General features: G+C 41.1%; 1 protein-coding gene. It reads left to right on the forward strand.

Features of this window, described 5'->3' with window-relative positions:
- Positions 1–248: transposase (locus H5201_RS22880; RefSeq protein ID WP_182785480.1), on the forward strand; the 248-nt coding region annotated here is incomplete at both ends.

The raw sequence follows: 248 nt of genomic DNA on the forward strand, positions 1-248 counted from the left end.
CAAGAATTTAAAGTTCAAGCGGTTGAAAAAGCATTATCTCAATGTGATGATGTTCGTCTAGAAGATATTGCAGATGATTTAGGTGTCGGTTATTCAACGTTACAACGCTGGATAGCACTCGCAAAAAAACATCAACTTGAAACACACCAGACGGGTAGCCAAATGACAGCAGAAAAACGACCACAAGACTGGCGTTTAGAAGAAAGACTCAGCGCGATTATTGACTGTGGCCATTTAGATGAAGCAGC

The organism is Pseudoalteromonas sp. SG43-6, from assembly GCF_014164365.1.
Taxonomy (GTDB): domain Bacteria; phylum Pseudomonadota; class Gammaproteobacteria; order Enterobacterales; family Alteromonadaceae; genus Pseudoalteromonas; species Pseudoalteromonas rhizosphaerae.